The sequence below is a fragment of the Aneurinibacillus sp. Ricciae_BoGa-3 genome, from assembly GCF_028421645.1.
Lineage (GTDB): Bacteria > Bacillota > Bacilli > Aneurinibacillales > Aneurinibacillaceae > Aneurinibacillus_B.
The window spans coordinates 482166-508759 of the sequence record NZ_CP116887.1 but is presented as its reverse complement, the minus strand read 5'-3'; the positions used below and the strand labels follow the sequence as shown (position 1 = coordinate 508759).

Here is a 26594-nt window from a genome sequence, read left to right as displayed (position 1 = left end):
GTGAAACAGGGAATGCTCGACCGACAGGCCAAGCTTCTGCTGGCTATGCATACGCTTTATATAACGTCAATGGCCTTATCGAATACATTTGTGAATGTGTATTTCTGGAAAATGAAAAAAGATTATATAGCCATTAGCCTGTATAACCTGCTAAGTTTCGTAGCGATCCCGCTTACCTTCTGGGTCGCAGGCTATATCGCAAAACGCTTAGACAGGGTTTACAGCATTCGAACTGGCATTGTCATCGCCGGCCTGTTCTTTTCCATCGTTCTTCTGCTTGGAGAGCGAGCCCATGAATTCATGTACGGGTTAGGGGCCCTGCTTGGCGTTGGATCCGGCTTTTACTGGCTCGGATATAACGTTATGTACTTTGAAATAACGAACAGAGAGAATCGTGATTTATTCAATGGGACGAACGGGCTTCTCAATTCAACAGCTGGAATGGCGGCTCCCTTCTTTGCCGGTTGGCTGTTGAGCAATGTGATTAATGGTTATACGCTCATCTTTTCACTTTCGCTAACCATCTTTGCAGCCGCCGTCCTTCTAAGTTTCTTCATTCACAGCAGGCAGTCCAGGGGGCAATTTACGATGCGCAAAGTGTGGCAGGATACCATACAGGAGACAGATTGGTATTATTCCATGCTCACTCATTTCTTCTTAGGGCTGCGGGAAGGTGTTTTGCTTTTTCTTATCAATTTGCTTGTGTATGTCGTGTCGGCAAAGGAATTCTCTCTGGGAATTTATGTTTTGGCTACTTCAGGCACTTCACTTGTGGCATTCTACCTTGCAGGAAAATGGATGAAGCCGCATATGCGACAGCGGTCCATTCTAATTGGTATTGTGATGTCCTCTATCGCTGTACTTCCATTGTTTATCGGACTCAATTTTGGCACCCTTATTGTATACGGGATTCTCAGTTCTGTTTTTTTCCCGTTGTTCAATATTCCCATTGTTTCCACTACCTTCGATCTGATCGGATCAGATCCCGCCAGGGTTGAACATAGGGTCGAGTACATCGTGTTCAGGGAAACCTTCTTAAATGCCGGACGCATTCTGAGTGTCAGTGCGTTTATTGGCGTTGTCGCCCTAAATGATGAACCGGCCATCTTTCCGTATATTCTGCTGGCTGTTAATGCAGTCATGCTCCTGTCTGTTTATACAATGGGCAGAATTTACGGTCAAGAGGGATATAAAACGCGAAAACGTGCCAAAATATAAACGCACTTCCAAGTTCTGTGCGGGAGGGAAAGAACATGAGTGATAAATTCTTGTTTGTATACTTTGACAACCATGATGCCGCTGAGCGGGCTGCCCACAAGCTGGCGGAACGTGGGGTAATATCCATTAAAATCGACCGCATCAAGGAGCATAAAAACGGTACTATGGTGCTTGAGGATGTGCTGCCCTCCGAAACAGTGGACGGAACCATTGATGTTGTGAACGGCCGGGATATTCTGCTGACAGCATCCGTAGAGGACTCGCTTTATCATGAGGCCATCAACATCGTCAGAAAGGCCGGAGGCGTCGTATAAGAAAGACATCACGGAAAATAAGCCCCCTTCTCCAATGGCAGGATGAAGCGGGCTTATTTCGTTGCACAATTCATGACTCGAGCTCTTTTTTCAGTGAAGCGACCAGCTCAGGTGACAAAGTTGTGGTCGATTGGTAATTTGCATGGTTAACCGTTGCGATTACATCGCCTTCATATGCTTTGAATGAAGAAAGCTGTTCTGCTGTAAAAGGCAGCCGCAGGTAGTGAACGGATTGCGTGTAATTCTCATCCGCTTCTTCTTCACTGTCAGGCTCATAGGAAGTGATAACCGTGTCCCCAAAACGCAATTCTACGCTGTTCTCGATTCCAATAATGGTTTTATTGAAAGCGCGCAGCTGTTCCTGATTTGGAATTTCAATGAAGAGCGTCAGGCTCAATTCATTATCATCCGGGAGCAAGTCATTATAAACGGACAGCATATCCTCCAGGTATTCTTCCCGTTCAATCTCTTCCGCTCTGATCATTTCCTGAATTTGATACCACACCGTCAGCCGCGTCTCAAATAATCCGGACATCCGCTCATTTAATGTAAAACGGCGGATCTTCTTCTCGGCGATCACACGCTGAAGAAATTTTTCATGCACCTGTACATATTCTTTATAGGGCAGCAGTTCATTTCTTGCTATTTTTTTCATCGATTTTACCACCTTTTACACTTGTATTAATTAAGCGGCCAGAGGCCCAAATGCCTGCAGGCCGAAATACTGAAGAAAGGGCGGAGACTTCCCCACCCTTTCCTGTATGTGCTACTTATTCTTCTTCGCCAAGTTTAGCAAGGATTTTCTTAAATGTATTGGCATGCGCTTTCTCAGACTTCGCCATAACTTCAAACCATTCAGCGATTTCGTTGAAGCCTTCTTCGCGAGCTGACTTTGCAAATCCAGGATACATTTCGGAGAACTCATACTCTTCACCTGCAATAGCGGATTTGAGGTTGTTCTCAGTCGTACCAACCGGAAGATCCGTTACAGGGTCTCCTGCCCCGAAACGAAGAAGCATATCAAAGTGTCCATTGGCATGTGCAGTTTCGCCATCACCAATGCGGCGGAATGCATTCGCAATATCAGATTGGCCTTCAGTATCCGCTTGTTTAGCGAAATAAAGGTAACGGCGGTTAGCCTGGGATTCACCGGCAAATGCCGCTTTTAGGTTTTGAAGTGTTTGCGTATTTTGCAGTTGTTTGCTCATTATTATCTCTCCCTTTCTTATTTATAACTATTATAAATATGATTTAATTATAGATAAGTTATGGAAAATAATCAAGGGGGATACAAAAAAAATCATCGTGAGAAAGCTGTTTTTGTACGCAACTGCGGAAGAAAGAATATAATGGCCAGACTTGCGACGGCCAGGATGAGCACGCCGAAATATACAGCATGCAGAGAACCATGAAGCGCTTGCTGGATCACATGCAGGGTGGCTGGCAGCATTGCGTTCTTGCCAGTATGCAGCAGGCCGCCCGTTATTTGATCAAGCGGGATATGCAGGCCGTGCAAGCTCAATTCATTTTGCAGGCGATTGTTGAGGAGTCCACCGAATAAGGCGGCACCGATTGTATTTCCAAGAATGCGCATAAACATGTTCCCTGCCGTAGCCGCCCCGCGTGTTTCCCAGTCTACACTGCTTTGGATTGAAACGATAAATGTAGTGGAAGCAAACCCCATGCCTACACCGATTAACAAGGCACCTGCTCCTGTTATATACAAGCTTTGCTGCGGGTGGATGCTTAGTAGAATAGCGGCGCCTGCGACAAGCGAACATCCGCCAATCAGCGCATTTTTTCGGAAACCGATTTTCATCATAAGTCTCCCGCCTATCGCTGAAGCGACTGGCCAGCCAAATGACATGGCAGAAAGAGTAAACCCGGCAACAATGGGAGAGTACCCCATTACGCCCTGCACATAGGTCGGCAGGAAGCTGGATACCCCGATCATCACCGCCCCCGTTGTAAGCGAGGCAAAATTGGCTACCGCTATTAGCCGGTTGCGCCAAATACGCAGCGGCATAACGGGGGCATCCGCCCTTGTCTCACGCAGCCAGAACAGCGCAATAGTCACGACAAACACAACAGCTAACAGGATGATGGGGCCAGATGTCCAGGCGAACCTGGTTCCCCCCTGGGTGAGAATAAGAATAAGCGAGCTGACCCAAACCATGAGCAGAATTGAACCGGCGTAGTCAATCCCTGGGTTGTGTTTTTCAATACCCTCATGCAAGAATAGTGAGATACCGACAATGGCGGCAACGCCCAGCGGGATATTCAACCAGAAAACCCAGGACCAATGAACATACTGTACAAACACTCCTCCAAGGGCCGGTCCAACAATTGAAGAAATTCCCCATACACTTGATAAATAGCCCTGGATCTTGGCCCGCTCTTCTAGCGTATACATATCCCCTACAATAGTAGAAGCAATGGGCTGCACCGCTCCTGCACCAAACCCCTGAATTAAGCGGAATAGGATAAGCGCAGTCATCGTCCTGGCAAAACCGCATAGCGTTGAACCCACCAGAAAAACCGTAATCCCTAAAATAAAAACAGGTTTTCTGCCAAATAAATCAGACAGCTTGCCATATATGGGAATGGTGACTGCCTGCATAAGAAGAAATACTGAAAACACCCAGCTAAAGAGGGAAAACCCACCAAGTTCAGCAACAATATTGGGCATAGCTGTGGCCACGATCGTGCCTTCAATGGAGGCCATAAACATAGACAGCATAATGGAGATAAGGACGGCTTTTCGATTCGTTCTTTTCTTCATCGCTTTCCCTCCTTCTCCTGCTGCTTCTGCTGCGGTTTAGTTTTAGTCTGACCCATTGTGTTATACTTCTAAACAGATCCGGCAGCCATTACTAAACAATTATCGAAAACGATAATGTAAAATAAAAGCTGCTGACAAATGGAATGTCAGCAGCTTTTCAGGGTGTTAGGTATGCATGGGTTGTAAAACCTGCGGATGCCTAATACGTTCGGCGGGTCATGCCACGCATAAGCAGACTCACAATGGCTACCAGAACCACCGCACCTATGATGGCCGGAACGACGGCAAAACCGCCAACAACGGGACCCCAGTTGCCTAGGAGCGCGGAACCAATCCATGCTCCGATAAAACCTGCAATAATATTACCAATTATACCACCTGGAACATCTTTTCCCATAACTGCCCCAGCTAACCATCCAATAATACCTCCTACGATTAAGGACCAAAGAAAACCCATCTGTTTCATCCTCCTTCATTTATAAATTGTGGGTTGTTATGTTATATATATACCTCCTTTTTTAGGCCTTCACACATCTGTCAGTTATTAAGTAACCCGTAATCCTTTGCTAAACAAAAAAATGAGCGACAAGGTAAGCGATACCCTGATTGCTCATTGGTTCGTCATTTTTATTTTCATTTTACATGCTGGCCTTTATTTTCGCTGATCTTATTTTGGTAAAACGATTTGCGTACGTAGATGCAACGTATGAGTCGGGCTTAATCTTCGCTTCAAAACCAATAGCCTGAATTCTTCCCACCATTTCTTTAATCAAATCTTTTGTTGCCCCGCGTGTGCCAATATCCAAATGGACAGCCATAGTAAAGTCAGCACCCTTATCCAGATAAGGCAGTACAATATCGGTGCATGCATTGATGATTTCTGGAGTAAACTGAAATGCAATCTCTTCACTCAATGAGGTTTCCAGCGATATCTTTTCACGCAGGCTTTTAATCGGCCGCGGTACAATAAAATCCCGGAGACATCCCCAAGCCCCTTTGCCCAGCCTGTGAACGAAAATCGCGGAAGTAAATTTAGTAAAGCCGCTATATACTTGGGAGTCCGTGCCAATCGCCATAGCGTAATGGGCAAGCGGCTCCGTCTCCATGAATTGTTGAATACGCTGAACCACTTGTGCAAAATTGTTTAACTGCTCACTGGTATTATAAAAGAAACTCTGCTCAGGACAGGATAGTGCGCTTCTCATCGATAGACAACCTCCTGATTCAGCTTGTTACTATTATTGTATGTCTTTTTGCGGCAGAAAAAGCTAACCAAATATTAATACTTTGTAAAGCATTTACCACTGAGAAAACCATCGCGGGCCATGCCGCTCTCTCCTTTCCCCTCATAGAAGTTTTTACGGCCGCTTTGTGGAACGACGGACGGACCGGCAAAACATCTGGGCATCTCAATGATGGAGACAGTTGCCGGTCTTTTTCGCCCTCTGTTCCACACGCTCCACAAGGGGAAAGAAAGGTGCGGACATGCGCCCCACGATGTTTTTCTAGGTATTTTGGGACCGGAGGTCCCATTTAAAAAATCGCTCAAGGCAGTTCAAACTGTGAAGCCACATAAAGTCCATATCAAGATAGAGAAAGGGACCTATCGGTCCCAGAAGAAAATAACTTTAATACTGTAAAGCGAGATATACTTTCTACGATAAAAAAAACTGCCCAGGCTAAAGCCTGGACAGCTTCTTCTACTTTTTGTGGAAATTGGGGGGCCGCTTTTCCACAAAGGCTGCAACGCCCTCAGGAAAATCCATGGGATCCACATACTGCGGAAAACCCCGATGTCCAAACGCCACTTCAGTAAAGGGTACACACCTCGCTACGGATTCTTTGGCAGCTTGCAAGGAATTCGGGGAGCCTTTCTGAATGGATTCAGAAAGCTGTAAAACAAAATCATTTATTTCTTCATCCTCTGCTACATAATTAAGCAGACCTAATTCATAAGCTTCCCGGCCTTTAAAAAATCGACCCGTAAAGAGAAGATCCTTAGTCCGGCTGGGCCCGATTAAATTGACAAGACGCTGGGCAAAACGCTGACTGATCGTGATGCCAAGACGGGCAATCGGAATACCTAGCGCCGCCTGTGGGGTGCCTACCCGCAAATCACAGGACAGGGCAAGCTCCAGTCCCGCTCCAAGGGCAGGGCCTGTAATCACCGCAATCGTAGGAATACGGAGATACTCAAACGTTGTGATGGCCTCCTCCATGTAACCGAAAGCTGCATCCGCATCCTGGATGGACATCTGATGGAAGGCCTTAATATCGGAACCCACTGTGAACTGTCCGCCTTCCCCGCGCAGGATAACGACTTTAATTTTTTTGTTATCTTCAATCTTGCGTCCGATATCAGCAAGCGCACGCCACATCTCCGGCGTCATCGCATTCTTTACTCTCTCCCTCTTGATGGTGACAATGGAAAGGCCCGCTGTTTCCTGCCATACAATACGGGCTCCATCACCAAATCCTACGCTCTCTACTTTCAAAATATCACCTGTTTCTGCCTTAATCCTTTGGCACAATCATGACCGGGCAAGGGGCTTCACGGACGACTCCATTGCTTACGCTTCCCAGAACGGAGCCTAACACCCCGCCCAACCCGCGTGAACCCATTACGATACAGCGGACAGCGGAATCACGGGCTTCTTCAATTATTTCTTCCTTCGGACCGCCGAACCTTGTTTTAACCGTGTAATTCACGCCTGACTGCTTGAGAATCTTATCCGCCTGCCCAATCTCTTCCTGGCTCTTGTCCGCTTCGTATTCTTTAATCTCATCGTCGGAAACAAACCGCTCTGTATGAATCGCGGTAAAATCAGGTTGAACATTTAGTAGGATAATTTTTTCTTTGAAGGCCTGTGCCATTCCAATTGCTGTTATCAACGCATGATCGGCATGCGCCGAGCCGTCTGTAGGTACTAATATATCTCTTGCCATCTGCCTGCACTCCAATCTTTTACTCTTTTATTTCCTCAAACTCATGGACCCACATGGGCATTTGCGGCAACCATGGCATGCCAGGATGCATGGAAAGGATGTAATTTTTGTACGTTTCAACGTCTTTATATCCCTCTTTTTGCGCATCGGCATCGGTTAAATCGCCAATGTTTTGGCGGTACACGTTCGTCACCTTAAATTTACGTCCGCCAAGTTCCATAATCTCTCCAGGGTCGGCATATCGGCCGTTTCTGCGGTTCGCTGTTTTACTGCCCGCCAGCACCAGGGTTACATCCTGTTTGTTGGTCACCAGCTGATCAATCGATTTTTCTTTCGGCGGGAAATCCCCGTTCATCTGAATTCCTCCTGTACCCTGTTTTCTATCCAAAAAGTGCTAAAAGCGTCTTCAAGAATATAGTATCCTCTTTTTAACGTGATTTTCAACATTTATCACTAGCGCGCGGTTATCCATGGTACACAGGAATGGTATACGCTGCGTCTTGAATCCATTTATGGTTTATATAATCCCGTCCGTTAATTAAAATCCGATCGCCAAAAACTTCAATATAAAGACCCTCACTTCTTTTGCCGGGTGCCGGCTTATTATTCGCAGTCCATGGTTCCCATACGGAAGATTCGTTCACCATTGTGAACGAATCCTGAACAAGTGTTTTTGGCAAACCCAGTTCCCAGTGCGTATGCCCGGTGAAGAAAACGACCTCCGGGTGTTTTTCAAGAATACTTTTTAACTCCTGGTGCTGGATGATCGCGCGATCGTTGCCATACCCATTTGTGCCGGACACCGTATTGGAGAGTGGCTGGTGGAGAAAAACAAAGACAGGTTTGTCGCCAGTTCCTTCATTGAACCGAGCGCGCAGCCAGTCGAGCTGTGCATTAGATAAATAAGCATCTTCCCCGTATTTCGGATCGGACTGCCGGTACTTCTCGGAACCCAGAAAGATAAAATGATAGCCTCGGATCCATTCATCGTAGTAAACCTTTTTTTGGTGGGCGAATGCCAGAAATTGCTGAATAGAAGCTTTTTCCGTTTCCCCATTCGGAAAAGTGGCATCCTTTCTCTGCCCGGCTTTATCGAACCAGGCTTTGTGGAATTCATGATTGCCGATGGTATAAAAAACATGAGCAGGGCGTGGATTTTTGCTCATTATGTTTGCGAGTAGCGCATAATCAGCAGGCATTCCTTCTGTGAGATCACCATTGACGATGAGTGCGTCCTGCTTCGGGTCGAGCCGTTTTATATCCTGCAGAGCGCCTTTTAATTTTTGTTGCGAAGTTGTATCATGAGTCTGGATATGTATATCACTGATAACGGAAAAGCGAATTCCTGGGTCGTTCGCAGCAGCTGCTGTGGGGATTAGGCTGGTTGCTGTGAGAAGTAAACTTATGATGCCAACTTTTATCTTTTTCAAGCCAACCACCTCCATGATGCTTAAAATGTTAGCATTTGTCATTACCCCCAATCAGGACAGGACAAGCATGTTGTGCCCGGTTTATTCGAGTTGAAAGTATAAACAGAAAGGAAGCATTTTTCGTGTCGATTATTTATTGCCTTGCTCCCGAAGAATACTGGCAAAACTATAAAGAAGAAGCCCAGTACCTGCCCCGTGATTACGAACAGGAAGGATTTATTCATGCCACAAAGGGCGACGATTTACTCGTCAAAGTAGCGAATCGTGTCTATCCGTCTTATGATGGAAACTTAGTTTTGCTTGTAATTGATGAGAACCGCATTGGGTCCGAGGTTAAATATGAACAGGCCAAGGACGGGAACCTGTACCCTCATATCTATGGTCCGCTTAACATGGACGCCATTATTCAAGTCAAACACATGGTCAAAAGAAACGGTGTGTGGGATCTGCCTGCGTTTTAAGCCACTTGAAACAACAAGCCCGGCAACCGCTTCACAAGAAGCAGGTGCCGGGCTTGCGCCTATTTATTCAAAATCATCCGGGTTCTTTTCTTCCGGTTCCTTCTTGTTTGCCACGCCTCGATTCTCTACGCCGGGCTCCAGATCATCTGGATTTATTTCTTCAAACTCATCATCCTGCATGAGATGCCTGCTGTTGTCCTTGCCTTTTTCCATCGCATATCCCTCCTTTTGCATTTTGTCCGTCTTCTATATATTCCCCTTTTATAGAGAAATGAACATTAAAAAAGGCAGAAGCATAGAGAGTATGCGTTCTGCCTTTTTTAATGTTGTTAACGGAATGCGATATGGTGGTTTAATTTTTTCTGTAATTGCTCTTTGGTGATGTCACTTGCTTCTTTAAGTGACGGGTCTTCTTTAATTGCGTTATTTACCAGATCAAGATAAGTGACATAGTAAAAACTACGCGGATCTTTTAAGATGACTTCATTAAAAATTTTCACTTCTGCTTTTGAAGCCATTTCACTGCTTTTAGACTGGTTACTCACTGCAAATGCCTCCTTTAATGATAGCTAAAGTAAAGCAGAAAAAGGCGCGAGAATCAAGTATTGGGGTTATTTTTGTTTAAAAAAACTTCTCTATCGCTTACTTGGAATCCTGCTTATGTAATATCTTCTAAAGTAAAAGACGGCAGACCCGCAAAGGGCCTACCGCCTACAGTTTGGAACATCTTTATTTAATCACGCGGCGAGCTGTCCAGTAGTTTTTCTGATACCAGCTTCCGTTTAGGTTGCTGATGCAGACATTTGAGGATGGGTTCGCCATTTGAAGAATCTTGCCGTTGCCCATATAAACCGCTACATGGGTGGAATGGCCTAACGACTTGTTCGTGCTGAAGAAAATAAGGTCTCCCTTTTTCAGCTGGCTTTTTGGCACATAGGTGCCCAGGTGTTCTTGTACCTTGTTTGCTCTGGAACCCAAATCGATTCCATTTTGCTTAAAGATATAATACGTAAACTGGGAGCAATCCAAGGAATAAGGCGGGTTGTAATGATGGTTATAATGGGCGCGTCCCATTAAACTCTCGCCCGTTCGGATAATTCTATCTGCAAGCTGGTTGCTGTTAGAAACATTGACAGCGCTTCCGTTGTGCACTTTCACTGTTGAGGCCTGGACTGCCTGAGGAGCTGTCAATCCTCCTAATAAGAGACCTCCGGACAATAAACCTAGAGCTATTGCTTTTGCACTTCTTTTGAACAAAAGATGTTCCTCCCTTTCAATACGCCGCCGAGGTTAGCTGACGGGTTCGGTCGAAAGGACGCCCGATCACCTAATGGTGATTTCACCCCAAATATAGGATCCCCCGGTTCATTTTTTTGAATTAGGCGCTTCTTTTTTTGTGTCTATGTAAGGGTAACGTAAATGAAGCAACAAAACATTAGTAAAGCACTGGGTATATAGGAAAATCCCTGCCAGTTATTTGGCAGGGATGAATATTTTCGGTATGAAACTGTTAAATCATAACGTTAAATTGCTCGCTCAATACGATGAGGTGCACGTTTTCTAGTATTTATTGTACCGATCATCGACTTCTTCTGCGATTTTGCGAAATTGTTTTGTTTCCTCCACAATCGGGTCCTGCTGTGCCTGAATGCGAACTTCGTATCGGTGCGGAAGATTATCGACGGCGGCTTTTTCCGGGTCTGCTGTCTCCATCTCGCCTTGCGTGAGCATCTGGCTTACTTCTATTTCAAGTTTTTTCTTATCATCTTCAAGCTCATTTTTATCGTCAGCAAGTTTACTTTCAATGTGATCAGGTTTGTTTTTATCATCCATTCGCAGTTCCTCCCATCAACAGGTCGTGTTTCCTTTAATCTTCCCCATACAACAGAAGGTCAATCTCCGTCCATTTACGCATTGGTGAGAGCCTGATAAACAAGCCATACATTTAGTAACAATACAAGGGTTCCGGATACCGCTGCAAGGATGGTCGTTTGTTTCTTATTGGCCAACACACCCATAATATCCTTGCGCTTCGTAAAGTAAATGAGTGCAATAATCGGCAAAGGAAGAACGGCGCTTAACACAACCTGGCTGATAACCAGCGTCTTATTGGGGTCGATTCCTAGAGCCACAATGACAACAGTCGGCAACATCGTAAGTAGACGTCGAAGCCAGAGAGGAATCGTAAACCCGACAAACCCCTGCATAATAACCTGCCCGGCCATCGTTCCGACAACAGAGCTTGAGATTCCGGATGCCAGCAGCGAGATTAAGAATACGCTGGCTGAAGCCGATCCAAGCAGCGGGGTTAACGTCTGGTAAGCCGTTTGAATATCCCCTACCTGGCTGTGCCCGGATGTATTAAACACCGCAGCCGCCATATACATCATGGAAAGATTAATAAAACCTGCGAAAGACATCGCGATAATGATTTCTCTCGTGCTGTACTTCTGAATTTTAATCTTTTCTTCATCATTGCGCGGAACAACCCGGCTTTGTGTCAGGCTGGAATGAAGATAGATAGCATGCGGCATAACCGTGGCACCTATTACCCCAACCGCAAGCATTAGGCTTGCATTGCTGCCTAACCATGGTACAACACTGTGATAAGCTATTTGCGAGAAGTTAGGCTTTGAAAGAACCGTTTCAACAATATAACAAAGGCCGATCAACAAAGCGAAGGCTGCGATAAACTTCTCAAGCGGGCGAAAACCAAATCGGTCAAGCATGAGTATCAAATAGGTGGCGATCCCTGTTAGCACTACAGCATAGAGGAGCGGGATGCCGAACAGCAGATTCAACCCAAGCGTGGCCCCAAGAAATTCAGCAAGGTCCGTGGCCATAGCTGCAATTTCGGAGAAAATCCACATGACAAAAGACAGCCACCGGGGAAAATGCTCCCGGCAAAGTTCAGGCAGGTTTTTGCCCGTTGCAATCCCAACCTTTGCGGACATATTTTGCAGCAGCAGAGCCATCAGGTTGGCCAGCACGACTACCCATAGCATCTTATACCCAAACTGCGAACCGCTTTGGATATTTGTAGCAAAATTTCCTGGATCAATATAAGCGATAGAAGCAACAAAGGCAGGACCAATGAACGGAAGAAGCGCACGCAGTCCTTTCGTCTTGCCGACAATCGCCGCCCTCGCTGCCTCAACTGTTTTATCTGTTGAAGCTATCGAGTTATGCAGAGAAGCCTCCGCATTAGAAATCTCACTTCGTAACATTGAAATCACTCCTTTTATGTTAATGGATTTTCTATGTTTTTCGCAGGCGAACAAAGTATGTGCATGCGAATGTTTTTTTCCTTAGGGAAACTTTATATCCTTATTATATGCCAATATCCCCTGTTGTCACAATAATTTCTCATTTAATTTTTTATGGAAGCAGGGGAAAGTAAAGGCGACTATTCCTCCCGATGTTTTTCTTCCATTCGAGACGTTGTAAGAATAACACTGCGTGTGATAGATTCAACTCATACGTTTCACCTGACGAATGGCGGGTGATCGAAATAGAACGCGCGAATTATCTTGGGGGTCCAGCGAGGCGCTATGAAAAAGCTGTCGGGGTGAGTTAATTGAATACAGAGTACTTGCTCAGTTTTATTGAAACGGTTAAAAGTGGAAGTATTTCAAAAGCTAGCGATAAGCTAAATATGACGCATACCGCACTTAGCAAACAAATCAGAAAGCTGGAGGAGCATTTTAATGTATCGTTATTTAACCGTTCCTCTTCAGGTGTTGAGGTAACAGAAGCTGGACGGATACTGTATTCACGTATCCGTCCATTGTTACACGAATTAGAACGAATTGAGAAAGAGTTGCTGAAATTTAAAGAGAAGAAAACAATTTCACTGGGGACGTTGCCTAGCTTGGCTGCCTATTATTTACCGCAAACCATTATTTCACTAAAAGATAAGGGAATCGAGGTCCGTTTAGTTGTGAGGAATACATCCTCCGAGTTACTCAATTTACTTGAAAGCGGAACAGTAGAAGCTGCAGTAATGGAACATGTTCCAACTCACAAATCATTCTGGGCTTATAATCTGTTTCATGAACCTTTTTACGTTATTTTGCCTAAAACTCACGTGTATTCTGATAAAACTTCTGTGTCAATACATGAACTCGCAAGTCAACCACTGGTGGTCTATCCTGCAGCTTGCAGCATAAGAAAAAACTTACAACATATGTTTGAAATTCACAATCTTATACCTATGTTTGACACCGAAGTTGAGTTCGGCGATTTCATTCCCGGCTATGTTGCTGCAGGTGCGGGTCTTGCCGTACTTCCTAAGATTTCAGTCAAGCATTTAGGGCATCCAGCATTAAAGGCACTCCCTCTTTCACATAAGGACGCACACCGCTCCATCGCATTAATTACAAAAACCGCTTCTACTGGTGAATGGGTTACCAGGAATATTAAACAAAAATAAATCCAGCTTGGCAGATCTTTTGGGGATCCGCCAGGCTGGATTCGGAACGTTCATCTATTCAAATACACATATCAGTTAAATCGTCTCCTCATTTCCAAAAATCCGGAATGAAACATAAGGGTAGTGGCCGTAACGCTGCGCTACTTCTCTCTCGAATAAGGTCATCCGTTCAATAGTCCGATTGTTTTTGAGCAGGCCACCATCAAGGATTCGAAAAGGGGCAGGTTTGAGTAAGCCCATCACTTCCCTGCGTGCTTCTTCGTCATCTGATGTTACATACACATCGCTTTGCAGTCCATGATTAATCGGGGTTTGAAGAACTTTAAAAAAGGTATTTTTAAAAGCGCCTACCACTCTTGTATTGGGCAACAGCTTCTGGACTTCTTCTGCAGCTGAGGTACCCCACTCTGTCGTAAAATCCGAAAAATCATCAGTAAAAGGATTTACAATATCCACTAATATTTTGCCGGCGAGTTTTTCTTTGTTTTCCGTGATAAATGGCAACAAATCTTTATACCAGAGAGAATGAATAATAACATCGCCATTCAATGCAGCCTGATAGGTTGCTGGGACTACTCCTTCACAGTTTAGTTCCTGAATCAGGCTATTCACCTTTTCCACTGATCGGGAACCCCACACAATCCCGTTAATAAAAGGAGACAGCACTTTAACAAGTCCCTGTCCCATACGGCCTGAACCTACTACACTTAGCTTCATTTCGACATCCCTCCTTGGCTTTATGGTCTAACTTTATCAGCCAAAGGGATCCGGCGGAATGTCCACTATGTTTCAAGCTTGAAACAAAAAGTTTCCGCCGTAAAAAAAGATAGGCCTCCAGTATATTAACCAGCGGCCTATCTGTGTGAAGCAGCTATCTAACCTCTATCACCAAACGCGCAGCCGCATCCTTAATAGACGGAGCGTGCGAAATGGCGGTAATGACCGATACGCCGTCGGCGCCAGCAGTCATTACTTCCTGTGCATTGTCTGGATTAATGCCTCCGATGCCGACAATCGGTATATTCATGCCATTTTGGCGCAACAGCTTAATAAGGCGCGTACCCTGTACCGCTTTCACATCTTCTTTGGTCTGCGTGGCAAAGATCGGTCCCAATCCCAGGTAATCTGCGCCATCCTCGATTGCTTTTTGGGCTTCCTCAAGTGTATGCGCCGAAACGCCAACTATTTTATGGCTTCCAATCCGTTTTCGGACGTTTTCCGCAGGTTCATCTTCCTGGCCAATATGCACACCGTCCGCGTCAAGTTCAATGGCTAAATCAATATCATCATTCACAATGAATGGCACGGTATTCTTCCGGCAAATCTCTTGAAGCTGTTTCGCCAATCGAAGCTTATCCTCTCCAACCAGCGAACCCTTTCCTTTTTCCCTAAACTGAAATAAGGTTATGCCCCCATCGATTGCTTCCTGCAGCACTTCCAGCGGGTTCTTGCGGCAGTTTATACTACCCATGATAAAATAGACTTTAAGATAACGCCGAATCGTTTCGCTGTCTATTCTGGTCAAATAGTTTCTCCCCGCTTTCTCCGCTGGAATGCCCAGTGGTTTGTGGGCCCGTGCCCGGCCCCTATCTCAAGGCTGTCTTCAATGGCTGCTTGAATAAAATCTTTTGCCGTTTGGACCGCATCGGTCACCGTATTCCCTTTCGCTAGCTCCGCCGCGATAGCTGCCGAGAATGTGCAGCCCGTGCCATGCGTATGCCGGGTGGGAATCCGCCTGCTCTCCAAATAAATAAATTCTGTGCCATCGTAGAGCAAGTCAGCCAGATTATCGCTTGCTTCATCATGTCCGCCCTTGATTACCACATACTGTGCACCCATCTGTTTAATCACGCTGGCTGCTTCCTCCCGGTCTGCCAGGTTTTGAATGGCCATCCCCGCAAGGACTTCCGCTTCTGGTATATTGGGGGTGATCACCATCGCCAGAGGAAGCAGGTGCTCAATAACGGCCTTCACAGCCTCCTGCTGCAGCAAAGGGGCGCCGCCCTTGGCCACCATTACCGGGTCCACCACCAGATTGCGCCAGCCGTATTGCTTTATTTTATCCGCAATTGTTCTAATGATTTCACTGCTGAACAGCATGCCCGTTTTTACAGCATCCGCTCCCAGGTCTTCCCCAATGGAGTCAATCTGCCGGGCCACCGCTTCAATCTCCAGCGGGTACACGCCCTGCACGCCTAGCGTATTTTGAGCGGTGACAGCCGTCAGCGCAGACATTCCAAATACATCTAGCTCCTGGAACGTTTTTAAATCCGCCTGTATTCCGGCTCCGCCGCCACTGTCTGAGCCGGCTATCGTAAGTGCTTTATTAACGCTCACTTTCCTGTTCAATCCTTTCTCGCCGTTCCAATATGTCGCTTGAAACTTTGGCCAGCTGGTTTAGAAATTCAATTTGAAAACTTCCGGGCCCCTGTTCTGCAGTTTGTTCCGCGGCGAGTTCAGCCGCTACGCCATAGTAGGCAACTGCTTCGGCTGCTGCATACAAAGGCTCTTCAGCCGCTGCAGCGAACGCGCCAATTACGGAACTCAGCAGGCAGCCGGTACCTGTGACTTTCGTTAAAATGGGGTGGCCGTTGCTCACGGTATAAGTCGTTTCCCCATCGGTGATGACATCTATCTTTCCGGTGATAACGGTGATGCAGCCCAGCTTGCGGGCTGCTTTTTGCGCGAGGGAAATAGCATCCCCCGCTCCTTCTCCGGCGTCAACACCTTTAATGCTCCACTCTACGCCTATGACATTCGCCACTTCCGCTGCATTTCCCCGCAGCACATTAACCTTAACTTCCTTTAAAATACGGAGCGCAGATGCCGTGCGGTAGGGGGTAGCCCCTGCTCCCACCGGATCAAAAACAACCGGCACACCATTCTCATTCGCGGATTTGCCTGCGATAATAATCGATTGTACGACACTTTCATCCAGTGTTCCCATATTCAACACAAGAGCCCCCGCTATTTTGGCCATATCTGCAACTTCCTCATGCGCATAAGCCATCACAGGTGAAGCTCCCAAAGCGAGCAGGCCGTTAGCCGTAAAATTCGTGACGACCACATTCGTAATATTATGGACCAGCGGGTTCAGCTGGCGAACTCTATCAATTGTTCTCATCCTCTATTCCTCCGTTTTGCTTAAAAATTTACAAACGCGTCACTAGCTTTGACAGGCGTTTTTACCACTTTGTTGTCGTATAACCACTTGGCCACTTTGTCCCAGGAGTTTGCGTCCTGATAGCCAAACGGTTTGCCTTTGGCATCCATAAGCGGCAGGAGAATTTGCAGGCTTTTTGTTTCCACTTCTTTATCCAGCGGGGAAGATTTATCTTCGTGCTGCAGAAGAATGGATAAACCTTTATCCGGATGATCCTGTACATACTTCTGCCCTTTGGCAACGGCGGTCATAAATTTCTTAAACACATCCGGTTTTTCTTTTAGTTCTTTTTGATTGCCGACCAGCACGAGCTCATAATAGTCAGGAACACCATAGTCTGTCGGCTTGAATACGCGCATAGGGTGGCCCTGTTTGTCAAGCAACAGCTTCTCGTGGTTAATGTATCCGCCAATAAGTGCATCGGCTTTATTGGTGGCCATCGTTGGAATGAGGTTGAACCCTACATCCTGCATTTTTACCTGAGTGGGATTTCCCCCGGCAGACTTCACCATTGTATCCACAATCGCCTCATCCAGCGGAATAGAAGGATAGCCAACTGTTTTTCCCGCAAGGTCTTTAGGCGATTTGATTGGGCCATTGGCAGGAACCATTAGATAGTTTAGCGGATGGCGAACAACCGCGGCGAACGATTGGACCGGAATGTTTTCTCCGCGCGCAACCAATACTTCCGGTTCATAGCTAAGCGCCATGTCTATCTGGCCTGCCGCAACCAGCTTCAACGGATCATTTGTATCCGCCGGCATTTTAATATCTACATCCAGACCTTGCTCTTTAAAATAACCGTTAGCCTGTGCAGCATAGAGAAAAGAATGCACAGCGTTTGGATACCAATCTAGCATCAGACTAACCTTTTGCAGCCCGTTTGGCTGAGTCGAACCAGAAGTTTTATCGGGAGAAGCCTGGTTTCCAGCACTTCCGGAACTGCATCCTCCCAGCAAAAATAGCGATAGACATAAAAGCGCAATAATTCCTTTTTTCATCTCTCATTCTCCTTTTTTACACCGTAGAAGGTGCTTCCTCATTGAAAATTCTTTTTCAGCAACAGCTTCTCTAATACAGCAATGAATAAAAACAGCACAATGCCCAATAGCGAAAGCAGAAACACAGCCGCAAATACCGCATCCGCCTGCATGTTGCCTGACATTCGGCGGCTGAAGTACCCCAGCCCTTCGCTTGCTCCAAGCCATTCTCCAATCGTTGCGCCCACTACGCAATACACGACAGACATTTTAAGCCCGGAGAGAAACGCCGGCATAGCCATTGGAATTTGTAACTGCTTGAAAATATCCCACCGGTTTGCGCCCATGGTCAGAAGCAGCTCACGATATTCCTCCCCACCCGATCTGAGGCCGTCATATGTACTCACGACGACCGGGAAAAAAGCGGTCAATATTGTAACGGCTATCTTACTCCAGATCGAGTAGCCAAACCACATAATAAAAATCGGGGAGATGGCGATGAGCGGTACGGTCTGTGAAATAACGATAAATGGATAAAGGATCTTCTCTAATACCCGGAAGAAATGCATGCCTGCTCCAAGAAGCACACCCCCTATAACCGATAGAGCAAACCCAATGACAACTTCCTTGAGCGTAGCAGGCAGATGCTGCTGCAGAAGCAGATCCCTGTTATCCAGCAGGGATTGCCAGATAGCGGATGGGGCGGGAAGAATAAAGGGTGGAATCGATCCTCTGCGAACCACCCATTCCCACCCGCTAATAAGGACCAGCACAGCAAGCAGAAAAAGGCCGTAGTCTTCCATCCACTTCTTCCAGTTAACTTTCATCGTCAATCAGCCGCTCCAATTCTTTTCTCATCTCAATAAATTCCGGTTTATAGATGAACGCGGAACTCCTGGGCCTTGGCAGGCTCACCTTGCTTTCGCGTACACCTGAACCACCGGAACCAGAGAGCAGGTAGATCCGGTCACTTAACAGAAGGGCTTCCTCCAAATCATGCGTAATAAAAACAACCGTTTTTTGCAAATCTCCCCACAGTTCTAAGAGCCAGCTGTGCATTTTGCGTTTGGTTAAAGCATCCAAAGCGCCAAACGGCTCATCCAACAATAAGAGGTCCCTGCCGGTCACAACGGTTCTTAAAAAAGCTGCCCGCTGCCTCATGCCCCCCGATAGCTGGTGAGGGTAGGCTTGCTCGTATTCAGCCAGGCCAAAACGCGCTAACCACTCCCGTATCTCCTGGGTCTTCTCCCGCTTATCTTGTTTTGTGAGAGCTAAGGGGAGCAGCACATTATCCATGACTGTTTTCCATGGCAGCAGCAAATCCTTCTGCGGCATATAACCCACTTTGCCAAGCCTGCTGTCGGCCCGCACGCCGCCCAGCCAGATTTCACCCTGATCAGGCTCTATTAGCCCTGCTATTAACTTAAAAAGCGTACTTTTGCCTGAACCGCTGGCGCCTATAACGGATACAAACTCACCTTCCTGCACATCTATTGATAGATCTGAAAAAATCGGCTTTGCGCTTCCCACATCCGAAAAAGCATACGACAAACCTTGCAGCGAGAGCATCGGTGAATTAAATTGGCCAGTCGCTACCATCGTACACCATATCCCAAAACATATATTCAAAGCGTGAAGTCGTCAGAAAGTGCTCTTCAAGCAACTGAAGCTCACGCTGCGGTTTGCCTTCTGCCAGCCTGTCTAGTAAATCAATCAGCCAGGACGAAAGCGTTCCAAATTCTTCGGAAGCATACATGCGGACCCAATCACCATATAAGGCATGCCTAGTGGAATCTGGATAATCTGCAGCCAGCATCTTGCCAATCTCCCAATAACTCCACATGCAGGGCAGGAGAGCTGATACAAGTTCTGCCAGCGATCCGTTGTACGCTACAGATAGCATATAGCGCGTGTAAGCCAGGTTTATCGGTGTTGGTTTTGTTTGTTCCAGCTGTTCGCTCGTAATGCCAAATCTGGCGGCATACTGGCGATGCAGATCCATTTCACCGGTGAGCGTTTCATGGAGCAGCCTGGAAAAGGCCGCCATCGTCTCTACCTCACCTGCTTTTATAGAACCTAACGCAAAAAGCTTAGCATAATCGATTAAAAAAACGTAATCCTGTTTCATGTATCGGATAAACGATTCAACAGGAAGCGTACCATCTCCCATACCTGTAACAAAAGGATGCTGATGGGTCTGTTTCCAAATGTCACTTACACGTTCATAGAGGACCTGTGTAAATTTCATTCTTGCTCCTCCTTCTCCGTATTGCACCATCGGGCAATAAACAACGCCAGCACTTTCGTGAAGTCCAACAACTGACGGATTTCTACCTTCTCATCTACTGCATGGGCATCTTCAAGTTTGCCGGGACCGAAGATGGCTGTCGGAATGCCGGCCCGCCCTAACCATCCAGCATCGGTAACGGTCGGCGACATGCCAACTTCCGGCTTCTGTGTTAATAGCTTTTCATAGGAATCAGCTAAACAACGGATGCCCGGGTGCCCGGGATCAATTTGTAAGGAAGGAAAAATCTCGCCACGGTCGACAATCATGGATCTGCCGCCCCAAATAAATTCAGGCGGGTTCTCCCGGAGCCATGGATCAGCTGCCGCAACACAACCAATGTGCTCCTCAATTTCTTTAATGACGTCTTCATAGTCTTCATTCGGGTAGAAATGAACGGTAACCCATAGCGCACAGCGGTCCGCAATAAAAGCAGCATGCCTTCCGCCTTCAATCACCGCCGGATTAATCGTATTGCTGCCTGGTGCAAAGCCCGGATAGTTTTTTGTGACCGCCCAGTGACGCTCCAATTCCTGAAGCCCTCCGATGATTTTCGTCATTTTCTCGATGGCGCTTGCTCCTTTGACACCGCCGCCGGCATGGATCATCTTGCTGCGGATTCCATCGTGGAAGGTTTCCTTGCTCTGGATAACAATCCAGCCAGTAATGACGCCGCCCTGCCCCTGTATATGTAAATCACTTGTATCAACGACGACAGCAAAATCCGCTGTATAACCCCGCTCGGTGCAGGACAGTGTACCTGCTTCGCCAGCTTCTTCGCCGATAACCGACTGGAATTGTAGATCGCCCTGAAGGGTGACACCTAGTTCCTTTAAAATCTTGACTGCCATAAGTGCTGCAGCTATTCCGCCTTTCATATCAGCAGCCCCCCGCCCATAAAGATAGGGCTCCACTACATTTGCCGCAAAAGGCGGGGCTGTCCACTCCTTGTCATCCCCTACTTCCGCGACATCCACATGCCCGTTTAGAATGAGGCTCTTGTAGTTTTCTGAAGATTTACCAGGAAGAACGCCCACAATATTCGGATCCCCGGGGTACACATCCCACTTATCTGTCTTAAAACCCAGATCACCCAGAAACTCTTCAATAAATTTCTGGATCTCATTTGTATTGCGCGCAGGCGGGCTCACGCTAGGAAACCCAATGAGTTTTGCCACCAGCGCAATCAGTTCGTCTTTTCTGGCTTCTACGTTGCTTGCGATCTTTGCAAGCAGCTCGTTAGATTGGATATCCATAGGCCCACTCCCTGTAAAAAACAAATAAAGCCCACTCACATCCGGAGAAATGAGTGGGCTGGTCATCTGTCATAGAAATTAAGAATGACACGAATCGCTCTCTCTACTTCCCTCCGCTGGTATAATCCAGTTCAGGTTCAAAGGGTCTGGAACGAAATGTTCCATCTCAGCCATGAGGCCCCCCCAGTGAGATTCGAGTTTGCTTATTGTGTTCAAAATCTATTTAAAACTATAGCACAGAATTAGAAGATGTAAAGCCAGTGCGGTTGTCAGTTCATACAGCTGGACCCGTATTTTTCCGTACCGCATCAAGGAAAACTTCCGATGCTTTCGTATGGAACGGCGTTGCCAGCGTTACCAGAGAGAATTTGCGGGAAACAGGAAGCCCGGACACATTCAGCATTTTAAGAACCCCCATCGCGATTTCTTTTCTAACCGTCCAGTATGATAGTAAGGTAATACCGATACCGGCCTCTACTGACTCTTTGATAATTTGTGTACTGCCAAGTTCCATCAGGCTATCTGGTTGGATGTGAAACGTCCTAAACATCTTGTCTGTCGCCTCCCTTGTCCCTGAGCCCTCTTCCCGGACAATCCACGTCTCATTCGTTAAGTCCGTAACCTCTATCTGATGTTCATTCAGCAACGGGTGGTTCGCGGAAGCCAGCACAAACATTTGATCATCTGCAAAGGGTTCGATATGCAGCCTGTCATGTTGCAATTCCGCTTCCACAATGCCAACATCCAGATGATGATTTAGAACGAGCTCTGCTATTTCTTTTGTATTGCCAATCTTCACTGTAGGCTTAATCAGCGGATACTCCCCGCGCATGTTCGCAATGATATACGGCAAGATGTATTCGCCATATGTATAGCTTGCCCCGATCGACAATGGGCCGCCAGCTGTCTGTAACATATCATCAACTAAAAAATGCATGCGCGTGTAAAGCCCCAATATTTGTTTCGCGTGATGATAAACAATTTCGCCTGCCTTATTTACCCCTACATATTTATTGCTGCGATCGAGCAACTTGGTTCCTATCATTCGTTCCAGCGCTTGAATGTACTGGCTGACCGCAGGCTGTGTCATATGCAATTCTTCTGCCGCCCGTGTGAAGTTGCCCTTCTCCACTACCGTTATATAGACCAAAAGCTGTTGATCCATCCAACTTCCCCTCCTTTACATATATTTTCTAAAGGCAAACCCGCTAATACGTGGAATCAAAATAAACATTTTCTCTCCTTGATTCATAAAAAGGAATTGTACACTGGCTTCAGCACACAATTCCTTTTTGCTTCATGCACACAGCAATCTTCTTACAGAACTTTTCTTATCGTAAAAAACTGGACAAGCAGATAAGGACCCTGCGGCAGGCTAAGATTTAACTGCCACGCTCCTAACCCCCTGAGCCTGTATTGGTAGACAAGCTGCATTTTTATACCCATACTTCTTGGGTCTTCGAACCAGACAATATGGTTTTGGCCCGATTCATCAACATACTGAAAATAAGGTGACTGATATTCCTGGGAGTACTGGATAGGAACGCCATATCTGATAGCAAGATTTACAATATCCTGCACAGCTATCGCTCTTCCTGGGTTATCAGGGCTATATGGAATAGGCCAGTCATAGCCATAGAGCGGAACCCCAAGCAAGAGTTTGTCTCTGCTCACATTATTTAAGGCAAATTGTACAGTCTGCCTCACATCATTGATGGGCGCTACCGGGCCAGGTTCACTACTCTGCTCATGAAAATCGTATGCCATCAAAAACATCAGGTCCACAACGGACCCAATGGCACCAAAATCATACCCCTGCAGCCACGGCACATCTTCCCCGGTCTTCGCAGGAACTGCTACGGTTAAAACGAGCCCCGCAGGTCTGAAACGATCACGAAGCTGCCGCAGAAAATCTGAATAGTAATCGCGATCATATGGGGCTACCTGCTCGAAATCAATACATACCCCAGCATACCCTTTGGATGTTACGATATTAAAAATATTATCAATAAGAGTCTGCCTGAGTCCGGGGGAACGAAGTACAGTCGTGACCACATCACGATCAAAGCCGGTTGCTGTTAAATTGGTAATGGTAGCTAGAGGGGCGACGCGGACGCCTTTGGCCGTATCAATCGCTGGCTGATCATTTAATTCACTGAGGGATCCATCATAACCAATATGATATTCAAATATCCCGATATACGTAGAATAAGGGGCGAAATCTCTAATAAGCGCCCGGTCAAGCTCTGGAGTTTGCAGAACCGTAAAGCCCAGCGTCGTAACTTTATAATCGGGGTACCGCGGGATAACCACCTTCATGCCCGGCTGTAAGCTGTTTACATTCAGCGTAGGGTTAGCGGCAATTAAAACATTAACAGGCACGAAAGTCATTTGGGAAATGCTGTATAGACTATCGCCAGGCTGCACCGTGTATACCGATAGATTGATTACTAAAGCCAGCCCTGGAACCACCTCCCCAGTAAGCAGACCATTAACAGCTCGAAGTGAATCTACCGTAGTACCGTATTTTGCGCTTATGGAAAATAAAGAATCCCCGGGTTTTACTGTATAGATGAACATCCTGATCCTCCTTTTTTCTATACAGTATGTGGCCGGTCGCCTATGTGATAAGAGAAAAGCTGATGTTTTTGAAGCAGCGATCAAAGATTAGTTAGATTTGATGTTATGCTTTTTTTCCAAACTTTGTTTGGGCCCAGCTGTCCAACTTTTTAACATGCTTTTTCCCTAAGGTAGCCCCATACAAAATCAACAGCACAATCACTAGCGTAAATACATCAAGTTGTCTTGTACCAATAAAGTTAACAATCCCCATAATCACCTGTGGAATGACCCCTGTAATGGCTAACAATATAACGCTCACTTTAAACCAGAAAGCAGACTGTATTGCGTATCTGGCATAAAACATAAAAAATGTGGAAGACCAGGCCAGCACCTCAAAGGCGGCCAGGATAGCCCACTTATTTTGCAGCAAAACATTCATTTCATAATACTCCTCATGGAAACAATTAGATTCATGTAATGAAGACATAGGGGACGATTTCCTCGCCTCACTGGTTGCATAAAGAGAGACAAACCCTTTGTATTATCTTACACGAAACTTATTGAAAGCGTCACTTTCGCAATTACAATTTGTTAAATTATGCATGGCTTCCATCTTATAGTGGTAATACTAACAGTGGCTATCAAGGAGGATCGACCACAGCATCTAGGAGGTAAACAACCATGGAGACCAATAAAACCGAGCGGTATGCTAACATTATTCCCATGGCAGAGCTGGATACGGGGGAAAAGCGGCTTAATCCTTTTCCCGTCTACAATCGTCTGCGGCAGCAGACTCCTGTTCGCTTTGATGAAAACCGAAGCTCCTGGGACGTCTTTCGTTATGACGATGTGCATCGTATCTTAAAAGATCCCGCTACGTTTTCTTCGCGGCGCAGCCTTGATGTTCGCAATAGAGAAACGATCCTGACCATGGATCCTCCACGCCATAACCAATTGAGAGCAATCGTGAACAAGGCCTTCACACCCAAAGTTGTTTCGGATTTAACCCCGCACATTACATCTATTGCAAATGACCTGCTTGACGCGGTACAGGCCAGCGGGAAAATGGACATGGTGCATGATTTCGCTGTTCCGCTACCGGTTATCGTGATAGCTGAACTGCTTGGCGTACCGCGAGAAGATCGGAAATTGTTTAAAGAATGGTCGGACATTCTCGTTAAAGGTCCTGAGGACAACACAGATGAGGGATTCAACGAGGTACTGGCTGAGAAAGAGAAGGCCTCTGATGAACTGGCTGATTATTTCTCTAAAATTATCGGTCAGCGCCGCGAACAACCACAGGAAGACTTAATTTCCATCCTTCTATCCGCTGAAGTAGAAGGCCAAAAACTGGGCCACGAAGAAATCCTTGGCTTCGCTATTCTGCTGCTGGCCGCCGGAAACGAAACAACCACCAATCTCATCACCAACGCAGTTCGACGCCTTACAGAAGATCAGGATCTGCAAAGGCAGCTACGGCAGGACCCTGACCTTATTACGAGTTTTATAGAGGAAGTGCTGCGATTCTACCCGCCGGTGCAAGCGATAGGCCGGGTTGCCACAGCCGACGTGGAGATCGGCGGCAAGCAGATCAAAGCGGGTGATCAGGTTGTCACCTGGGTTGCATCCGCCAATCGTGACGAAGATAAGTTTCCAGACCCTGAAACGTTTATTGTGGATCGCAAACCGAATGCCCACCTTGCATTTGGTTTTGGCATTCATTTCTGCCTTGGGGCGCCACTGGCCCGCCTTGAAGGCCAGATTGCCATCCGAACCATTGTGCAGCGCATGAAGGAAATACAATTTATCGAAGGGACAGATCTGGCGTACATCCAAAGCCCCTTTGTTTACGGAGTCAAACAGTTTCCCATAAGGTTTAAGTAAAAAATGCCCGTCTCCATTCAGGTGGCGGGCTATTCTTGTGTCAACTCCTCCAAAGTTTCTTTCCACCGCTCTAGAACGGAAGTGGACTCCTTCAAATTAATTTGCACACCGGATACAATATCCGCATATTTCGCAGTGTCTTGCCGAACTGCTGTGACGGTTGCGAAAAAACGTTCCCGGGGGTGTCTAGCCCCGGTCAGCTCAGGCAGCCTCTGAAGCGAAAGGCGGACATAGTAAACCTTACCGGAAAAAATGACTACAAGAAGTGCTCTCCCTGTACGAATCATATTCTGCGTTGTGGTCGTGCCCGGCCATAATGCCAGCCTAAGATCACCCCGGCCTAAAGCAATTACTTCACCTACGCTTACCATTGCCGTGTGCGGCCACATATCCTCCGTAACAGTTTGCAGCATCATGGCTTCATGCTGTTTTGTTTCTAAGTCCTTTCCATTTAGAAGCTCATATAGTTCCATTGAGATCTCTGTATTCATTAAGCGCTGTCCCCCCTTCTCTTTTTGCTGATGCATGCAAGTAAGGCTAGCCTTCTATTGTGAAAGACTAGCCTTATGCAAACGTGTTGATTTAATTGTAGCGAATTTATTTGTTTGTGGCGAGTTTATTTGTTTGTGGCTATTTTATCAGGAATCGGCGGAACATGGGCGGCAAGCGGAATATCCGCAGGGCTTACCTTAAAGACCTTCCGGTACTTGTCTGGATTCGTAATGGTCTCAGGTTCCGATGAACGCCAGGTAAAGATGCACACAGGGCACAAAGTGAATGGGAAGACAAATTTCCAAGCGCCTTCATCCGTTTACAGGAGATAGCCAAACATGATTTACTTGTAACATAATCGGCGAGAAGCCCCTTCCTCTACGCTAT

The 26594-nt window shown here is 46.5% G+C and carries 32 protein-coding genes, 1 pseudogene and 2 riboswitches; of the genes and pseudogenes, 5 read left to right on the top strand and 28 right to left on the bottom strand.

The annotated features are described in order from the left end of the window. Both PP175_RS02705 and PP175_RS02700 read left to right on the top strand, forming a co-directional pair. A complete protein-coding gene (locus PP175_RS02705) occupies positions 1 to 1218 on the top strand; it encodes an MFS transporter (RefSeq protein ID WP_272441338.1) in 1218 nt (405 codons plus the stop codon). A 35-nt stretch (positions 1219 to 1253) separates the two neighbouring features. After that, positions 1254 to 1532: a hypothetical protein gene (locus tag PP175_RS02700; RefSeq protein ID WP_272441337.1), complete on the top strand. Its 279-nt coding sequence runs from the start codon at positions 1254 to 1256 to the stop codon at positions 1530 to 1532. A gap of 70 nt (positions 1533 to 1602) precedes the next feature. Here the strand turns inward: PP175_RS02700 and PP175_RS02695 are convergent, their stop codons facing one another. The 9 genes from PP175_RS02695 to PP175_RS02655 all read right to left on the bottom strand — a co-directional run bounded on the left by PP175_RS02695 (position 1603) and on the right by PP175_RS02655 (position 8690). Further along, a complete protein-coding gene (locus tag PP175_RS02695; RefSeq protein ID WP_272441336.1) occupies positions 1603 to 2187 on the bottom strand; it encodes a DUF3501 family protein in 585 nt (194 codons plus the stop codon). A 115-nt stretch (positions 2188 to 2302) separates the two neighbouring features. Continuing rightward, positions 2303 to 2740: a rubrerythrin family protein gene (locus PP175_RS02690; RefSeq protein ID WP_272441335.1), complete on the bottom strand. Its 438-nt coding sequence runs from the start codon at positions 2738 to 2740 to the stop codon at positions 2303 to 2305. A 92-nt stretch (positions 2741 to 2832) separates the two neighbouring features. Beyond that, complete coding sequence (locus PP175_RS02685; protein ID WP_272441334.1) at positions 2833 to 4314, bottom strand: MDR family MFS transporter; 1482 nt, start codon at positions 4312 to 4314, stop codon at positions 2833 to 2835. Positions 4315 to 4513: 199 nt separating this feature from the next. Continuing rightward, positions 4514 to 4771: a GlsB/YeaQ/YmgE family stress response membrane protein gene (locus tag PP175_RS02680; protein WP_272441333.1), complete on the bottom strand. Its 258-nt coding sequence runs from the start codon at positions 4769 to 4771 to the stop codon at positions 4514 to 4516. A 181-nt stretch (positions 4772 to 4952) separates the two neighbouring features. Then, complete coding sequence (locus PP175_RS02675) at positions 4953 to 5519, bottom strand: ribonuclease H-like YkuK family protein (RefSeq protein WP_272441332.1); 567 nt, start codon at positions 5517 to 5519, stop codon at positions 4953 to 4955. A gap of 495 nt (positions 5520 to 6014) precedes the next feature. Next, positions 6015 to 6809 (bottom strand): enoyl-CoA hydratase/isomerase family protein, encoded by a 795-nt coding sequence (locus tag PP175_RS02670; RefSeq protein WP_272441331.1) that lies wholly within the window; start codon positions 6807 to 6809, stop codon positions 6015 to 6017. Between the two features lie 19 nt (positions 6810 to 6828). Next, positions 6829 to 7260, bottom strand: coding sequence for a universal stress protein (locus tag PP175_RS02665; RefSeq protein ID WP_272441330.1), 432 nt, complete (start codon positions 7258 to 7260; stop codon positions 6829 to 6831). Positions 7261 to 7279: 19 nt separating this feature from the next. Beyond that, a complete protein-coding gene (locus PP175_RS02660) occupies positions 7280 to 7615 on the bottom strand; it encodes an ASCH domain-containing protein (protein ID WP_272441329.1) in 336 nt (111 codons plus the stop codon). A gap of 109 nt (positions 7616 to 7724) precedes the next feature. Then, on the bottom strand, positions 7725 to 8690 hold the full coding sequence (locus PP175_RS02655) for a metallophosphoesterase family protein (RefSeq protein ID WP_272441328.1): 966 nt from the start codon (positions 8688 to 8690) through the stop codon (positions 7725 to 7727). Positions 8691 to 8812: 122 nt separating this feature from the next. Here PP175_RS02655 and PP175_RS02650 point away from each other — a divergent pair, with 122 nt between their 5' ends. Continuing rightward, positions 8813 to 9151 carry a DUF952 domain-containing protein gene (locus PP175_RS02650; RefSeq protein ID WP_272441327.1) on the top strand — a complete coding sequence of 113 codons (339 nt, stop codon included), beginning with the start codon at positions 8813 to 8815 and terminating at the stop codon, positions 9149 to 9151. 63 nt (positions 9152 to 9214) lie between these two features. Here the strand turns inward: PP175_RS02650 and PP175_RS02645 are convergent, their stop codons facing one another. The 5 genes from PP175_RS02645 to PP175_RS02625 all read right to left on the bottom strand — a co-directional run bounded on the left by PP175_RS02645 (position 9215) and on the right by PP175_RS02625 (position 12378). Next, positions 9215 to 9364, bottom strand: a complete 150-nt coding sequence (locus tag PP175_RS02645; RefSeq protein ID WP_272441326.1) for a hypothetical protein — start codon at positions 9362 to 9364, stop codon at positions 9215 to 9217. A 116-nt stretch (positions 9365 to 9480) separates the two neighbouring features. Continuing rightward, positions 9481 to 9696, bottom strand: a complete 216-nt coding sequence (locus PP175_RS02640; RefSeq protein WP_272441325.1) for a hypothetical protein — start codon at positions 9694 to 9696, stop codon at positions 9481 to 9483. 184 nt (positions 9697 to 9880) lie between these two features. Then, positions 9881 to 10408, bottom strand: a complete 528-nt coding sequence (locus tag PP175_RS02635; RefSeq protein ID WP_272441324.1) for a C40 family peptidase — start codon at positions 10406 to 10408, stop codon at positions 9881 to 9883. A gap of 7 nt (positions 10409 to 10415) precedes the next feature. Continuing rightward, a riboswitch (cyclic di-AMP (ydaO/yuaA leader) is annotated at positions 10416 to 10546 on the bottom strand. Between the two features lie 165 nt (positions 10547 to 10711). Continuing rightward, complete coding sequence (locus PP175_RS02630; protein WP_272441323.1) at positions 10712 to 10984, bottom strand: hypothetical protein; 273 nt, start codon at positions 10982 to 10984, stop codon at positions 10712 to 10714. A 74-nt stretch (positions 10985 to 11058) separates the two neighbouring features. Continuing rightward, complete coding sequence (locus PP175_RS02625; RefSeq protein WP_272441322.1) at positions 11059 to 12378, bottom strand: Nramp family divalent metal transporter; 1320 nt, start codon at positions 12376 to 12378, stop codon at positions 11059 to 11061. Between the two features lie 350 nt (positions 12379 to 12728). On the opposite strand from PP175_RS02625, the gene PP175_RS02620 reads away from it, so the two are divergent. Beyond that, a complete protein-coding gene (locus tag PP175_RS02620; RefSeq protein WP_272441321.1) occupies positions 12729 to 13583 on the top strand; it encodes a LysR family transcriptional regulator in 855 nt (284 codons plus the stop codon). A 75-nt stretch (positions 13584 to 13658) separates the two neighbouring features. On the opposite strand, the gene PP175_RS02615 is transcribed toward PP175_RS02620, so the two are convergent. The 12 genes from PP175_RS02615 to PP175_RS02560 all read right to left on the bottom strand — a co-directional run bounded on the left by PP175_RS02615 (position 13659) and on the right by PP175_RS02560 (position 24270). Further along, entirely contained in the window at positions 13659 to 14300 is a 642-nt protein-coding gene (locus tag PP175_RS02615; protein WP_272441320.1) for an NADPH-dependent F420 reductase, read from the bottom strand. Between the two features lie 154 nt (positions 14301 to 14454). Next, positions 14455 to 15108, bottom strand: coding sequence for a thiamine phosphate synthase (thiE, locus tag PP175_RS02610; protein WP_272441319.1), 654 nt, complete (start codon positions 15106 to 15108; stop codon positions 14455 to 14457). Next, the gene (thiD, locus tag PP175_RS02605; RefSeq protein ID WP_272441318.1) at positions 15105 to 15920 is read right to left on the bottom strand and encodes a bifunctional hydroxymethylpyrimidine kinase/phosphomethylpyrimidine kinase; all 816 of its coding nucleotides are present in this window, start codon (positions 15918 to 15920) and stop codon (positions 15105 to 15107) included. Before thiD ends, thiE begins: the two co-directional genes overlap by 4 nt. Then, positions 15910 to 16707 carry a hydroxyethylthiazole kinase gene (thiM, locus tag PP175_RS02600; RefSeq protein ID WP_272441317.1) on the bottom strand — a complete coding sequence of 266 codons (798 nt, stop codon included), beginning with the start codon at positions 16705 to 16707 and terminating at the stop codon, positions 15910 to 15912. The genes thiD and thiM overlap by 11 nt, the downstream gene beginning before the upstream one ends. Before the next feature lie 20 nt (positions 16708 to 16727). Beyond that, positions 16728 to 17747, bottom strand: coding sequence for an ABC transporter substrate-binding protein (locus PP175_RS02595; RefSeq protein WP_272441316.1), 1020 nt, complete (start codon positions 17745 to 17747; stop codon positions 16728 to 16730). 38 nt (positions 17748 to 17785) lie between these two features. Continuing rightward, complete coding sequence (locus tag PP175_RS02590; protein ID WP_272441315.1) at positions 17786 to 18553, bottom strand: ABC transporter permease; 768 nt, start codon at positions 18551 to 18553, stop codon at positions 17786 to 17788. Then, positions 18543 to 19325: an ABC transporter ATP-binding protein gene (locus tag PP175_RS02585; protein WP_272441314.1), complete on the bottom strand. Its 783-nt coding sequence runs from the start codon at positions 19323 to 19325 to the stop codon at positions 18543 to 18545. Before PP175_RS02585 ends, PP175_RS02590 begins: the two co-directional genes overlap by 11 nt. Beyond that, positions 19303 to 19974: a thiaminase II gene (gene tenA / locus PP175_RS02580; RefSeq protein WP_272441313.1), complete on the bottom strand. Its 672-nt coding sequence runs from the start codon at positions 19972 to 19974 to the stop codon at positions 19303 to 19305. Before tenA ends, PP175_RS02585 begins: the two co-directional genes overlap by 23 nt. Further along, positions 19971 to 21269, bottom strand: a complete 1299-nt coding sequence (locus PP175_RS02575; protein ID WP_272441312.1) for an acetylornithine deacetylase — start codon at positions 21267 to 21269, stop codon at positions 19971 to 19973. The genes tenA and PP175_RS02575 overlap by 4 nt, the downstream gene beginning before the upstream one ends. 91 nt (positions 21270 to 21360) lie before the next feature. Next, a riboswitch (TPP riboswitch) is annotated at positions 21361 to 21464 on the bottom strand. Positions 21465 to 21543: 79 nt separating this feature from the next. Further along, positions 21544 to 22434: a LysR family transcriptional regulator gene (locus PP175_RS02570; protein WP_272441311.1), complete on the bottom strand. Its 891-nt coding sequence runs from the start codon at positions 22432 to 22434 to the stop codon at positions 21544 to 21546. A gap of 152 nt (positions 22435 to 22586) precedes the next feature. Beyond that, a complete protein-coding gene (locus tag PP175_RS02565; protein ID WP_272441310.1) occupies positions 22587 to 23849 on the bottom strand; it encodes a glycoside hydrolase family 18 protein in 1263 nt (420 codons plus the stop codon). Between the two features lie 103 nt (positions 23850 to 23952). Further along, positions 23953 to 24270, bottom strand: a complete 318-nt coding sequence (locus PP175_RS02560) for a hypothetical protein (protein ID WP_272441309.1) — start codon at positions 24268 to 24270, stop codon at positions 23953 to 23955. A gap of 242 nt (positions 24271 to 24512) precedes the next feature. On the opposite strand from PP175_RS02560, the gene PP175_RS02555 reads away from it, so the two are divergent. Next, positions 24513 to 25715: a cytochrome P450 gene (locus PP175_RS02555; protein WP_272441308.1), complete on the top strand. Its 1203-nt coding sequence runs from the start codon at positions 24513 to 24515 to the stop codon at positions 25713 to 25715. A gap of 29 nt (positions 25716 to 25744) precedes the next feature. Here the strand turns inward: PP175_RS02555 and PP175_RS02550 are convergent, their stop codons facing one another. Beyond that, complete coding sequence (locus PP175_RS02550) at positions 25745 to 26206, bottom strand: pyridoxamine 5'-phosphate oxidase family protein (protein WP_272441307.1); 462 nt, start codon at positions 26204 to 26206, stop codon at positions 25745 to 25747. A 125-nt stretch (positions 26207 to 26331) separates the two neighbouring features. Continuing rightward, a pseudogene (locus tag PP175_RS02545) lies at positions 26332 to 26520 on the bottom strand (non-oxidative hydroxyarylic acid decarboxylases subunit D); the annotation flags it as partial. Between the last annotated feature and the right edge of the window lie 74 nt (positions 26521 to 26594).

What these genes read in the sequence shown, in the direction of transcription:
- PP175_RS02700 (WP_272441337.1), top strand. Translation starts at nt 1,254, where the DNA reads ATGAGTGATAAATTCTTGTTTGTATACTTTGACAACCATGATGCCGCT.
- PP175_RS02695 (WP_272441336.1), bottom strand. Translation starts at nt 2,187, where the DNA reads ATGAAAAAAATAGCAAGAAATGAACTGCTGCCCTATAAAGAATATGTA.
- PP175_RS02690 (WP_272441335.1), bottom strand. Translation starts at nt 2,740, where the DNA reads ATGAGCAAACAACTGCAAAATACGCAAACACTTCAAAACCTAAAAGCG.
- PP175_RS02685 (WP_272441334.1), bottom strand. Translation starts at nt 4,314, where the DNA reads ATGAAGAAAAGAACGAATCGAAAAGCCGTCCTTATCTCCATTATGCTG.
- PP175_RS02680 (WP_272441333.1), bottom strand. Translation starts at nt 4,771, where the DNA reads ATGGGTTTTCTTTGGTCCTTAATCGTAGGAGGTATTATTGGATGGTTA.
- PP175_RS02675 (WP_272441332.1), bottom strand. Translation starts at nt 5,519, where the DNA reads ATGAGAAGCGCACTATCCTGTCCTGAGCAGAGTTTCTTTTATAATACC.
- PP175_RS02665 (WP_272441330.1), bottom strand. Translation starts at nt 7,260, where the DNA reads ATGGCAAGAGATATATTAGTACCTACAGACGGCTCGGCGCATGCCGAT.
- PP175_RS02660 (WP_272441329.1), bottom strand. Translation starts at nt 7,615, where the DNA reads ATGAACGGGGATTTCCCGCCGAAAGAAAAATCGATTGATCAGCTGGTG.
- PP175_RS02645 (WP_272441326.1), bottom strand. Translation starts at nt 9,364, where the DNA reads ATGGAAAAAGGCAAGGACAACAGCAGGCATCTCATGCAGGATGATGAG.
- PP175_RS02630 (WP_272441323.1), bottom strand. Translation starts at nt 10,984, where the DNA reads ATGGATGATAAAAACAAACCTGATCACATTGAAAGTAAACTTGCTGAC.
- PP175_RS02625 (WP_272441322.1), bottom strand. Translation starts at nt 12,378, where the DNA reads ATGTTACGAAGTGAGATTTCTAATGCGGAGGCTTCTCTGCATAACTCG.
- PP175_RS02615 (WP_272441320.1), bottom strand. Translation starts at nt 14,300, where the DNA reads ATGAAGCTAAGTGTAGTAGGTTCAGGCCGTATGGGACAGGGACTTGTT.
- thiM (WP_272441317.1), bottom strand. Translation starts at nt 16,707, where the DNA reads ATGAGAACAATTGATAGAGTTCGCCAGCTGAACCCGCTGGTCCATAAT.
- PP175_RS02595 (WP_272441316.1), bottom strand. Translation starts at nt 17,747, where the DNA reads ATGAAAAAAGGAATTATTGCGCTTTTATGTCTATCGCTATTTTTGCTG.
- PP175_RS02590 (WP_272441315.1), bottom strand. Translation starts at nt 18,553, where the DNA reads ATGAAAGTTAACTGGAAGAAGTGGATGGAAGACTACGGCCTTTTTCTG.
- PP175_RS02585 (WP_272441314.1), bottom strand. Translation starts at nt 19,325, where the DNA reads ATGGTAGCGACTGGCCAATTTAATTCACCGATGCTCTCGCTGCAAGGT.
- tenA (WP_272441313.1), bottom strand. Translation starts at nt 19,974, where the DNA reads ATGAAATTTACACAGGTCCTCTATGAACGTGTAAGTGACATTTGGAAA.
- PP175_RS02575 (WP_272441312.1), bottom strand. Translation starts at nt 21,269, where the DNA reads ATGGATATCCAATCTAACGAGCTGCTTGCAAAGATCGCAAGCAACGTA.
- PP175_RS02570 (WP_272441311.1), bottom strand. Translation starts at nt 22,434, where the DNA reads ATGGATCAACAGCTTTTGGTCTATATAACGGTAGTGGAGAAGGGCAAC.
- PP175_RS02565 (WP_272441310.1), bottom strand. Translation starts at nt 23,849, where the DNA reads ATGTTCATCTATACAGTAAAACCCGGGGATTCTTTATTTTCCATAAGC.
- PP175_RS02560 (WP_272441309.1), bottom strand. Translation starts at nt 24,270, where the DNA reads ATGAATGTTTTGCTGCAAAATAAGTGGGCTATCCTGGCCGCCTTTGAG.
- PP175_RS02555 (WP_272441308.1), top strand. Translation starts at nt 24,513, where the DNA reads ATGGAGACCAATAAAACCGAGCGGTATGCTAACATTATTCCCATGGCA.
- PP175_RS02550 (WP_272441307.1), bottom strand. Translation starts at nt 26,206, where the DNA reads ATGAATACAGAGATCTCAATGGAACTATATGAGCTTCTAAATGGAAAG.